At 74.9% G+C, this 11,569-nt stretch carries 8 protein-coding genes and 1 pseudogene; 5 read left to right on the top strand and 4 right to left on the bottom strand.

What is annotated here, in order from left to right:
• The first annotated feature begins 373 nt into the window (after window positions 1-373).
• The 4 genes from EF918_RS24985 to EF918_RS24970 all read left to right on the top strand — a co-directional run bounded on the left by EF918_RS24985 (window position 374) and on the right by EF918_RS24970 (window position 5,974).
• Window positions 374-970: a GNAT family N-acetyltransferase gene (locus EF918_RS24985; protein ID WP_125650702.1), complete on the top strand. Its 597-nt coding sequence runs from the start codon at window positions 374-376 to the stop codon at window positions 968-970.
• 92 nt (window positions 971-1,062) lie between these two features.
• A complete protein-coding gene (gene paaK, locus EF918_RS24980) occupies window positions 1,063-2,379 on the top strand; it encodes a phenylacetate--CoA ligase PaaK (protein ID WP_125650700.1) in 1,317 nt (438 codons plus the stop codon).
• Window positions 2,380-2,488: 109 nt separating this feature from the next.
• Window positions 2,489-3,310 (top strand): YhjD/YihY/BrkB family envelope integrity protein, encoded by an 822-nt coding sequence (locus EF918_RS24975; protein WP_125650698.1) that lies wholly within the window; start codon window positions 2,489-2,491, stop codon window positions 3,308-3,310.
• Between the two features lie 264 nt (window positions 3,311-3,574).
• Window positions 3,575-5,974, top strand: coding sequence for a penicillin acylase family protein (locus EF918_RS24970; RefSeq protein ID WP_260610630.1), 2,400 nt, complete (start codon window positions 3,575-3,577; stop codon window positions 5,972-5,974).
• Here the strand turns inward: EF918_RS24970 and EF918_RS24965 are convergent.
• From EF918_RS24965 to EF918_RS24950, 4 genes are all read right to left on the bottom strand, one after another.
• Complete coding sequence (locus EF918_RS24965; protein WP_125650696.1) at window positions 5,964-7,067, bottom strand: calcium:proton antiporter; 1,104 nt, start codon at window positions 7,065-7,067, stop codon at window positions 5,964-5,966. The two genes, EF918_RS24970 and EF918_RS24965, sit on opposite strands and share 11 nt — an antisense overlap.
• A 138-nt stretch (window positions 7,068-7,205) precedes the next feature.
• The gene (locus EF918_RS24960; RefSeq protein WP_125650694.1) at window positions 7,206-8,096 is read right to left on the bottom strand and encodes a hypothetical protein; all 891 of its coding nucleotides are present in this window, start codon (window positions 8,094-8,096) and stop codon (window positions 7,206-7,208) included.
• 323 nt (window positions 8,097-8,419) lie between these two features.
• On the bottom strand, window positions 8,420-10,000 hold the full coding sequence (locus EF918_RS24955; RefSeq protein WP_125650692.1) for an acyl-CoA synthetase: 1,581 nt from the start codon (window positions 9,998-10,000) through the stop codon (window positions 8,420-8,422).
• Between the two features lie 39 nt (window positions 10,001-10,039).
• Window positions 10,040-11,146 (bottom strand): nitronate monooxygenase family protein, encoded by a 1,107-nt coding sequence (locus tag EF918_RS24950; protein WP_125650690.1) that lies wholly within the window; start codon window positions 11,144-11,146, stop codon window positions 10,040-10,042.
• Between the two features lie 158 nt (window positions 11,147-11,304).
• Between EF918_RS24950 and EF918_RS37735 the strand changes: the two are divergent.
• Window positions 11,305-11,569: pseudogene (locus EF918_RS37735) on the top strand (hypothetical protein); the annotation flags it as partial.

Raw genomic sequence — 11,569 nt, 5'->3', positions numbered from 1 at the left:
GGCTGCCTGGCACGGGCGCGCGATGCCACGGCCGCGGCCCTGGTGCGCAGCGCCTCGGCCGCCCGCCGCCGCGAGCGGGCGGGGCGCCGAGGCGGAACGCCGGAGGCGGCGCCGGACCGGTCCGCCGGGCGCTGGCGCGGGGCGCCGAGGCGGCGCCCGGCGGCGGCACCGGCCCGGCCCGCCCGGCACGGGCACGCGGCGCTTGCCCGGGGCGCGGCCTGGCACGGGCGCGCGACGCCACGGCCGCGTGGGCCGGGGCAAGCCACCAAGCCAGGGCAGGCCGCAGGCCGCAGGCCGCAGGCCGCAGGCCGCAGGCCGCAGGCCGCGGAGAATATCGGTGGGGCGCGGTGGCTCGGTCGTCGAGAATGGGCGTATGAGTTCATACGCCTCCTCCGCGCCCGCGCCGGCGAATTGGCTGGACAAGCCCACCCTGCACGGCGAGGCCGTCGTCCTGCGGCCCGTCACGGAGGACGACGTGCCCGACTTGCTGCCGATCTTCAGCGATGCCGAGGGCGCCCGGCTGACCGGCAGTCACGCAGACGTCGACGAGCCCGGCGTACGGGCCTGGTACCGCGGGCGGCAGGAGCAGGACGGCCGGCTCGACCTGGCCGTCGTGGACCGGGCCACGGGCCGGGTCGTCGGCGAGGCCGTGCTCAACGAGTGGGACCCGGACAACGAGAGCTGCAGCTTCCGCATCGTCCTGGTCCCGGGGACGTACGGCCGGGGCCTGGGCACCGAGGCGACCCGGCTGATCGTCGGCCACGGCTTCGAGGCCCTCGGCCTGCACCGGATCTCCCTGGAGGTGTACGCCTTCAACCCCCGGGCCCGGCGCGCCTACGAGAAGGTCGGCTTCCGCGAAGAAGGCGTGCTGCGCGACGCGCTGCTGTGGGAGGGCGAGCGCGTGGACGCCACGCTGATGTCGATCCTCGCCCCCGACTGGCGCGTCCACCGGGGCCGCCCCACCGCATGATCCCGTCGCCCCCACGCTGCACCGGGCATTGAATTACGCCACGATCTCCGGCACGCTACCGAATGATCGGTCGGGCGGATCACGATGAGGTGATGGGCGTGCGGGCGCAGGACGAGGACGGGACGGCGGGAGCCGGGTTCGAGGGGCTCCCCCGGACGGCCGAGGAGCTGCAGGCGCTCCAGCTGGAGCGCCTGCAGCGCTCGCTGCACCACGCGTACGACCGCGTCCCGCACTACCGGGAGGCCTTCGACCGGGCCGGGGTGCACCCCGAGGACTGCCGGTCGCTCGCCGACCTGGCCCGGTTCCCGTTCACCACCAAGGACGACCTGCGGGCCCGTTACCCCTTCGGCATGTTCGCCGTGCCCCGCGAGGAGATCCGCCGGATCCACGCCTCCAGCGGCACCACCGGCCGGCCCACGGTCGTCGGCTACACCGACCGCGACCTCGACACCTGGGCCGAGGTGGTGGCCCGGTCACTGCGCCTGGCCGGCGCCCGGCCCGGCCAGATCGTCCATGTCGCGTACGGGTACGGCCTGTTCACAGGCGGCCTCGGCGCCCACTACGGCGCCGAGCGGCTCGGCTGTACGGTCGTGCCCGCGTCCGGCGGGATGACCGACCGCCAGGTGCGGCTGATCCAGGACTTCCGCCCCGAGGTCATCATGGTGACCCCCTCGTACATGCTCACGCTGATCGACGAGATGGAGCGCCAGGGCATCGACCCGCGCAGCACCTCCCTGCGCACCGGCGTCTTCGGCGCCGAGCCGTGGACGGAGGAGATGCGCCGCGAGATCGAGGAGCGCCTCGGCATCGACGCCGTCGACATCTACGGCCTGTCGGAGGTCATCGGCCCTGGCGTGGCCCAGGAGGCGGTCGGCACCAAGGACGGGCTGCACCTGTGGGAGGACCACTTCCTGCCGGAGGTCGTCGACCCGTTCACCGGGGAGGTGCTCCCCGACGGCGAGCCGGGCGAGCTGGTCCTGACCTCCCTGACCAAGGAGGCCATGCCGGTCGTCCGGTACCGCACCCGCGACCTGACCCGGCTGCTGCCGGGCACCGCCGCCGCGCCGTTCCGGCGGATGGAGAAGGTGACCGGCCGCAGCGACGACATGATCATCCTGCGCGGGGTCAACCTCTACCCCACCCAGATCGAGGAGATCCTGCTGCGCACCCCGGCGGTCGCCCCGCACTTCCAGCTCCGCCTGACCCGCGAGGGCCGGATGGACGCCCTGACCGTACGGGCCGAGGCCCGGCCGGACGCCACCACCGCCGAGCGGGAGAAGGCGGCGGCCGTGGTGGCCCGGGCGGTCAAGGAGGGCATCGGGGTCTCGGTCGCGGTGGAGATCGTCGACCCGCACACACTGGAGCGCTCCATCGGCAAGATCAAGCGCATCGAGGACCTGCGCGCCTGACACCCCGCCGGAACCACCCTTTCCGAAACCCCTGCGAAATCCACCCCTTCAGCCGCATCCACGGCGTTTCTCCTCACCCCGGCCCGGGCTTCCGGGTAGGGGAACAGGTGTGACCTGGTCCCTGCGGCACCTGCACGACCGGCTCCTGGCCTCCCCCGTCGGGCTGGCCTGGAGCCGTGGCCGGGAGATGGAGCTGATGCACCGGGCGATGGGGTTCGCCGCGCTCGGCTTCCTCACGCTCGTGCCCCTGCTCGTCGTCGTGGCCGCCGCCGCTCCCGGCAGCGGCACGAGCTTCGGCCGCTGGCTGGGACAGGCGCTCGGGGTGTCCGCGGCCTCCCGGGGCCGGGTGGAGATGCTGTTCGGGGCGGCCGACCTGGCGCTGGAGCGGACCACCGCGTTCGGTCTGGCCGCCCTCGCCGTGTTCGGCCTGACCTTCGGCTCCGCCGTGCAGACCGGCTACGAGAAGGTCTGGGACCTGCCCACGGCCCGCTGGCACACGATGTGGCGGCACGTGGTCTGGCTCGCGCTCCTGGTCTGCTACCTCGGGGTCCTGGTCGTCATCCCCGGCTCCTCGAAGGCCCTGCTCGGCTCGGTGCTCGGCACCCTCGGCGACCTGGCCGGCACCTGCCTGTTCTTCTGGGGCTCGCAGCGGCTGCTGCTCGGCGGCCGGGTCCGCTGGCGGGCCCTGCTGCCCGGCGCGGTCGCCACCAGCCTCGGCCTGCTGGGGCTGCGGATCTTCTCGCAGTTGGTCTTCTCCCCGCTGATCGCCTCGAACGCCGTCATCTACGGCCCCTTCGGCACCCTGCTGGTCGTGCAGTCCTGGCTGGTCGGCGTCGGCTTCGTCACGTACGGCGGCGCCCTGGTGGGCCGCCTGGTCCACGAACACCTCACCGTCCGCCGGCTGCACCAGGAGGGCCTCCTCCCCGGTTGACAGATGCCCGGTACACCTGCATGAGTGTGGGAGCACGCGCACCATCGGCTCCACCGGTAACCCCGCCCCACCGCAGGCTACTTGGGAGATACGTTGCCTCTGCGCCCCGGATCCGCCGCACCCCGGCCCGACATACGCCCGCTCGCCTTGCACCCACTCGCCTTGCACCCGCTCGCCTTACGCCGGCTCGCCTCACGCCGGCCCGCACCGCACCGCACCGCCGCACGGCGGCGGCTCGCCCTCGCCGGCGCCGCGCTGCTCGCCGTGACCGGGCTCGCCCCGCAGGCCGCGGCCGCCCCGGACGGGTCCGGGGGCTCCGGCGAGCGGGCCTCGGACGGCCGGCTCTCCGCCGTCGTCCGGTACACCGAGTACGGCATCCCGCACATCCTGGCCGGCGACTACGCCGGTCTCGGCTTCGGCACCGGCTGGGCGCAGGCCGCCGACCAGGTCTGTGTGCTCGCCGACGGTTTCGCGACCGTACGCGGGGAGCGGTCGCGGTGGTTCGGGCCCGACGCGGCGCCCGACGGCTCGCTGTCCTCCGCCGCCACGAACCTCTCCAGCGACCTGTACTTCCGCGGCGTCCAGGACTCCGGCACCGTCGAGCGGCTCCTCGCCGCCCCCGCCCCCGCGGGCCCGAGCAGCCAGGTCCGGGAGCTGATGCGCGGCTGGGCCGCGGGCTGGAACGCCTGGCTGCGGCAGAACCGGATCACCGACCCGGCCTGCAAGGACGCGGGCTGGGTGGGCCCGGTCACCGAACTCGACGTGGCCCGGCGCGGCTTCGCGATATCCGTGCTCGGCGGGCAGGGGCGCGCGGTGGACGGCATCACCGCGGCCCGGCCACCGGGCCCCACCGCCGCACCGCCGTCCGCCGGGGACACCCCGCCCGGCGACCTCGCGGCCGCCGCCGAGGCGGCCCGGGAGTTCTTCGACACCGGCCGCTACGACCGCGGCTCCAACGCCGTGGCGTTCTCCGGCGCCACCTCCGCCACCGGCAGCGGACTGCTGCTCGGCAACCCGCACTACCCGTGGCAGGGCGGCCGCCGGTTCTGGCAGTCCCAGCAGACCATCCCCGGGGAGATCGACGTCTCCGGCGGGTCCCTGCTGGGCACCACCGCGGTCAACATCGGCTTCAACGACCGGGTGGCCTGGAGCCACACCGTGGCCACCGGCACCCCCGTCGCCCTGCACCAGCTCACCCTCGACCCCGCCGACCCGACCGCGTACGTCGTCGACGGCACGGCCGAACGGATGACCGCCCGGACCGTGACGGTTCCCGGCCCGGCCGGTTCGGCCCCGGTCACCCGCACCCAGTGGTGGACCCGGTACGGCCCGGTCCTCACCTCCCTCGGCCCGGGCCTGCCGCTGCCGTGGACGACGACCACCGCGTACGCGCTGGGCGACCCCAACGCGCAGAACCTGCGCGGCACCGACACCGCCCTGGCCCTGGGCAAGGCCCGCTCGGTGGCCGGGATCCAGCAGGCGCTGGCCCACACCCAGGGCCTGCCCTGGGTGAACACCGTCGCCGCGGACGCGGCCGGCGGCACCCTGTTCACCCAGTCCCAGGTGCTCCCCCGGATCACCGACGAGCTGGCCGCCACCTGTTCGACGCCGCTGGGCAGGGCGACGTACCCGGCCTCCGGTCTCGCCGTGCTGGACGGCTCGCGCAGCGCCTGCGCGCCGGGCTCGGACCCGGACGCGGTGCAGCCGGGGGTGTTCGGCCCGGCGCGCACGCCGACGCTGCGCGACGCGCCGTACGCCGAGAATTCCAACGACAGTGCGTGGCTGGCCAACGCCGACCGTCCGCTGACCGGTTACGAGCGGGTCTGGGGCACGGTCGGCACGCCCCGCTCGCTGCGCACCCGCGGCGCGGTCGAGGACGTGGCGGCCCTGGCCGCCCGGGGGCGGCTGACCGTGGCCGACCTCCAGGAGCAGCAGTTCGCCCACCGGGTGCCGGCCGGCGATCTGGCGGCGGCCGACGCCGCCCGGGCCTGTGCGGCGCTGCCCGGCGGGACGGCGGTGGCCGCGGACGGGTCGGTGGTGGACGTCTCCGCCGCCTGCCCGGTCCTGGCGGGCTGGGACCGGCGGGCCGACACCGGCAGCCGGGGAGCGCTGCTGTTCGACCGGTTCTGGCGCAGGCTCACCGCGACGACCCCGGTCAAGGACCTGTGGCGGGTGCCGTTCTCGGCCGCGGACCCGGTCCGTACCCCGCGCGACCTGAACACGTCCGCGCCCGGCGTCGCCCGGGCCCTGGCCGACACGGTGGTGGAGCTGCGCACGGCCGGGATCCCGCTGGACGCGCCGCTGGGCGAGCACCAGTTCGTCGTACGCGGCGGGCAGCGGCTCCCGATCGGCGGCGGTACGGAGGCGCTCGGCGTCTGGAACAAGATCGAGGCACCGTGGAACCCGGCCGGCGGCGGCTACCCGCAGGTCACCCACGGCAGCAGCCACATCCAGGCGGTCGGCTGGGACGGCAGCCGCTGCCCGGTGGCGCGCACCCTGCTGACGTACGGCCAGTCGGCGGACCCGGCCTCGCCCCACTCCGCCGACCAGACCCGGCTGTTCTCGCAGGAGCGGTGGGTACGCGCCCGGTACTGCGAGCGCGACATCCTCACCTCGCCCGGGCTGCGGGTGGTGGTGGTGCGGCGCGGCGCGGCTAGGGGCTGACCGCCAGGAAGAGGTAGGCGGCCAGGATGATCAGGTGGACCCCGCCCTGGAGCAGGGTGGCCCGGCCCGGTACGACGGTCAGCGCGCCCACCACCACGGTGAGGGCGAGCAGGACCATGTGGGTCGGTCCCAGCCCCAGCACCAGCGGCCCGGTCAGCCATACGGAGGCCAGGGCGATGGCCGGGATGGTCAGGCCGATGCTGGCGATGGAGGAGCCGTAGGCGAGGTTGAGGCTGGTCTGCACCCGGTCGCGGCGGGCGGCCCGGACGGCGGCCAGGGTCTCCGGGAGCAGCACGAGCAAGGCGATGATCACACCGACGACGGCGTTGGGCAGTCCGGCGGCGCTGACGGCGGACTCGATGGTGGGCGAGACCGCCTTGGCATCGCCGACGACGGCCACCAGGGCGACGAGCAGCAGGCCGAGGCTGACCAGCGCGGCGCGGGCGGTGGGCGGTTCGGCGTGGTCGTCCTCGGACGCGGCGCTGCCGGTGCGTACGGGCAGGAAGTAGTCGCGGTGACGGACCGTCTGGACGGCGATGAACAGGCCGTAGAGCGCGAGCGAGGCGACGGCGGCGAAGGCGAGCTGGGCGCTGCTGAATTCGGGGCCGGGCCTGCTGGTGGTGAAGGTGGGCAGCACCAGGCTGAGGACGGAGAGGGTGGCCACGGTGGCCAGGGCGGCGCCGGAGCCCTCGGCGTTGAACACGGCCACCCGGTTGCGCAGGGCGCCGACCAGCAGGGACAGGCCGACGATGCCGTTGCAGGTGATCATGACGGCGGCGAAGACGGTGTCCCGGGCGAGCGTGGCGGTCTTGTCGCCTCCGTCGGCCATCAGGGTGACGATCAGGGCCACTTCGATGATGGTGACCGCGACGGCGAGCACGAGCGAGCCGAAGGGTTCACCCACCCGGTGGGCGACCACCTCGGCGTGGTGCACGGCGGCCAGCACCGCGCCGGCCAGGAACAGCGAGACGAGCGCCACCGCGAAGCCGGGCAGGTCCCGCCCCCAGCTGAAGACGAGCGCGACGAGGGAGACGATCGGGACCAGGACGGTCCAGTCGGTGAGGGGTGACTTGTGTGCTGTTGCCGTACTCATGACCCCAACCTGCCATGACCCCCCGACCCGGGGCGAACGGTACGTACCGGACCGCCTGCGCGCGAAGGCCGCGGCACCCAGGGTGGGGGCACCGCGGCCGCGCGCCCGCCCCGGCGGACGCCGGGGCGGGGACGCCGGTCACCAGAAGACGACGAGGAACCCGTCGCCGCCGGCTGTGCCGGGCTCACCGTTCTGCCCGACGGGGCCGCCCGCGCCGCCGTTGCCGCCGATGACGGAGCCGGTCGGGGTGGCGACGATGCCGTCGACCGCGCCGCCGCCGGTGGCCCCGTCGGCGGCCGGGCCGGTCCGGGTCAGGCCACCGGTGCGGCAGGTGGCGGTGCCGCCCTGGCCGGCCGTACCGGCGGCGCCGGCGCCGGTGTCCAGGCCACCGCCGCCACCACCGCCACCGCCGCCACCGCCGGCGTTGACCACGACGTCACCGCCGGGCGTGGCCAGGGTGGTCGCCGTACCCTCGCGGCCGGCCGTGCCGACGCCGCCGATGCCGCCGTTGACGGCGTAGCTGCCGGCCGCGCCTCCGCCGCCGAGGGCTCCGCCGTCGCCGAGGACGACGGTGTAGCTCTTGCCCGGCTTCACCGGCACCGAGCACCAGGCGAAGCCGCCGCCACCGCCACCGCCGCCGGGGCCGCCGGGGCCGCCCGCGGTGCCGGCGTAGCCGCCGCCACCGCCGCCGCCACCGCCGCCCGCGCCCCACGCCTGGACGAAGACCGAGGTGACGCCGGGCGGCGGGACGAAGGCACCGTCCTCGACGAACTGCCGCAGACCGTGCTGGACCTTCGGCTTCGGCTTGGGCGGCGGGCCGTCCTCGTGCGGCGGGGGACCGTCCTCGTGGTCCGGCGGCGGCTCCAGCAGGTTGACGCCGGAGCCCAGGCTGTGGGGCGCACGGTCGCCGTCGGCCTGGGCGAGCGGGGACAGGACCAGGAGCTGGCCGGTCACGGCCGCCGCGGTGAGCGCCGCGGTGACCAGGGCCCGGCGCCGGGAGGCGCGGCGGGCGGGGATACGCGTGTTCATGGTGTCCTTACCTCCCCCGGCGCCGCATGGGGCAGGGCCGCGGGAGTTCGGTGAGGATGACGGTTTGACGGACGGCGGCGAGGGCGGACGAGGTGTCGTCCGCTCCGGTCCGCCGGCCCGTCGCTCATCTCACCGAGACCGGTCCCCGCCCCGGCCGAGGCACGGCCGCCGTTAGCCCGGGCGGCCCCGACGCAGCCCGGACGCGGCGGCCCTGAGGCAGCCCGGACGCGGCCCTGAGGCAGCCCGGACGCGGCGGCCCTGAGGCAGCCCGGACGCGGCCCGTGGGCGGGGGCCCGACGGGGCCGGCGCCCGGCCGGGCGGGCTCAGACGGCCCGTTCGCGGCCCTGCCAGTAGGGGTCGCGCAGCCGGCGCTTGTAGAGCTTGCCGTTGGGGTCGCGAGGCATGGTGTCGACGAAGTCGACCGACCGGGGCCGCTTGTACGTGGCGAGCTGCCGCTCGCAGTGGGCCAGGAGCTCGGCGGTGAGCGCCTCGCCGGGGACGTACCCGTCGGCGGCCTCGACGACGGCCTTGACCTCCTCGCCCCAGTCGGGGTGCGGAATGCCGAAGACGGCGGCGTCGGCGACGGCCGGATGGGTGAGGAGGGCGGACTCGATCTCGGCCGGGTAGATGTTGACCCCACCCGAGATGATCATGTCGATCTTGCGGTCGCGGAGGAAGAGGTAGCCCTCCTCGTCGAGGAATCCGAGGTCGCCGACGGTGAAGAAGTCGCCGATGCGGTTCTTGCGGGTCTTGTCCTCGTCCTTGTGATAGCTGAAGCCGCCGGTGCTCATCGACATGTAGACGGTGCCGAGTTCACCGGGGGGCAGCGGGTTGCCGTCGTCGTCGAAGACGGCCAGCCGGCTGATCGGCCAGGCCCGGCCCACGGTGCCCGGCTTCTTGAGCCAGTCCTCGGCGGTGGCGAAGGCACCGCCGCCCTCGCTGGCGGCGTAGTACTCCTCTACGCAGTGGCCCCACCACTCGATCATGGCCCGTTTGACGTGGTCGGGGCAGGGCGCGGCGCCGTGGATGGCGTGCCGCATGGAGGAGACGTCGTACGCCGCCCGGGTGGCCTCGGGGAGGGCGAGGAGACGGTGGAACTGGGTCGGGACCATGTGCGTGTGCGTGCACCGGTGGGTGTCGATGAGGCGGAGCATCTCCTCGGGGGTCCACTTGTCCATCAGGACCAGCGGGTGCCCGATGTGCAGCGAGGCACCGGCGAACTGGAGCACGGCCGTGTGGTACAGCGGCGAGCAGACCAGGTGCACGTTGTCGTCGTACGGCCGGATGCCGAAGATGCCGAGGAAGCCGCCGAGGTGGGTCTCCTCGGGCGGTTTGCCGGGCAGCGGACGGCGGATGCCGCGGGGGCGGCCGGTGGTGCCGGAGGTGTAGTTCATGACCCAGCCCAGGGTCCGGTCCTCGGGGGGCGTCGCGGGCTGTCCGTCGAGGAGTTCGGTGTACGGGCGGAAGCCGGGCACGGCTCCGACGGCGTAACGGTGGCTCGCGGGCAGCCCCGCCTCGTCGGCGGCGGCGGTGGCGGCCGCGCCGAAGCGCTCGTGGGCGATGAGGACCTTGGCGCCGGAGTCGGAGACGATCCAGGCGATCTCGGGGCCGACGAGGTGGTGGTTGACGGGGACGAGGTAGAGGCCGGCCTGGGTCGCGGCGAGGTAGGCGGTGAAGAACTCCACGCCGTTGGGCAGGACGACGGCGAAGGCGTCGCCCCGGTGCAGGCCGGCCGCGCGCAGACCGTGGACGAGCTGGTTGACGGCGGCGTGCAGGCGGCCCGCGGACCACTGCTCTCCGTCCGGAGCGGTGATCACGATCCGGTGGGGGTCGGCGCCGGCCTGCGCCCAGAAGCCGCCGGGGAGCTGGGGCGTGCGGGGCGCCGCGGGCTGCGTGTCGGTCATGCTCGCTCTCCTAGGGCGGTGAGGGGTGGTCAGGTCCGATCAGGCGCGCCCGGCGATGCGGTTGATGCGGTCGATCGCGTGCTCGAAGCCGCGGGTGAGGTCGTCGAACACGGCCTGGACACTGCGCTCGCTGTTCATCCGGCCGACGATCTGGCCCACCGGGGTGCCGAGCAGCGGCTGGACCTCGTACTTCTGGATCCGGGAGACGGCCTCGGCGACGAGGAGGCCTTGGAGCGGCATGGGCAGGGCGCCGGGTCCCGCCGGGTCGTCCCAGGCGTCGGTCCAGTCGGTGCGCAGCTGCCGGGCGGGCTTGCCGGTCAGCGCGCGGGAGCGGACGGTGTCGCCGGACCCGGCGGCGAGCAGCTTCTCGGTGAGCGCCCGGGAGTGCAGGTCGGCCTCGGTGGTGGTGAGCCAGACGGAGCCGAGCCAGACGCCCTGGGCGCCCAGGGCCAGTCCGGCGGCGATCTGCTCGCCGCTGCCGATGCCGCCGGCGGCGAGGACCGGGAGCGGGGCGACGGCCTCGGCGATCTCGGGGACGAGGACCATGGTGGCGATGTCGCCGGTGTGGCCGCCGGCCTCGTAGCCCTGCGCGACGACGATGTCGATGCCGGCCTCGGCGTGCCGGCGGGCGTGCTTGGCGCTGCCGGCGAGGGCGGCGACGAGGACGCCGTGGTCGTGGGCGCGGGCGATGACGTCGGCGGGCGGGGAACCGAGGGCGTTGGCGAGGAGTTTGACGGGGTAGTCGAAGGCGACGTCGAGCTGACTGCGGGCGACCTGGTCCATCCATCCGGTGATGCGCCAGCCGGACGCCTCGCCGACGGGCAGCTCGGGGACCCCGTACTTGCCGAGGGTGTCCCGCACGAACGCCCGGTGCTCGGCCGGGATCATCGCCTCGATGTCGGCCTCGCTGATGCCGTCGACGGCCTTCTTGGCGGGCATGACGACGTCGAGCCCGTAGGGCTTGCCGTCGGTGTGCTCCTGCATCCAGTCCAGGTCACGGGCCAGCTCGTCGGGATCGGCGTACCGCACCGCCCCGAGCACCCCGAGACCGCCGGCGCGGGTGATGGCGGCGGCGACCGCGGGGAACGGCGTGAACCCGAAGACGGCGTGCTCCACGCCCAGCTTCTTGCTCAGCTCGGTCTCCATGGCGGGCCATGGTGCCGCAGGGCGGCGGTCGAGGGAAGAGATTTTCTGATACTGCGTCAGATTCTTTGCGCACCCCGGCACGCGGGGAGTACGGGGCGGGCGGGCACATAGTCGATAACGTGCGGTGCGCCCGCGCGACGGCGGACAGGAGACAACGGATGACGACGAACACGGGGGCCGAACGACACGAGGACCAAGGCGGGGAGGAGACGGAACCGGCTCCCGGGGCCGGGGCGAATCCGGCTGTCGGGCCGGGGCCGGGCCCGGGCCCGGCCGCCGCGGCGGAGGCGGATCCGGCTACCGACCCGGGGGCGGGCCCGGTCACCGAGGCGGAGGCGGGACCGGCCGTCGGCCAGGCTGACGGGCCCCGGGTCGGGCCGGCCGGCCGGGGCCCGGCCGACGGGGCCGGATCCGGCGGGGCCC

This window comes from Streptomyces sp. WAC06614 (assembly GCF_003949795.1).
Classification (GTDB): domain Bacteria; phylum Actinomycetota; class Actinomycetes; order Streptomycetales; family Streptomycetaceae; genus Streptomyces.
Note: the sequence above shows the minus strand (reverse complement) of the source record. Positions and strands in the feature narration are given on the sequence as shown.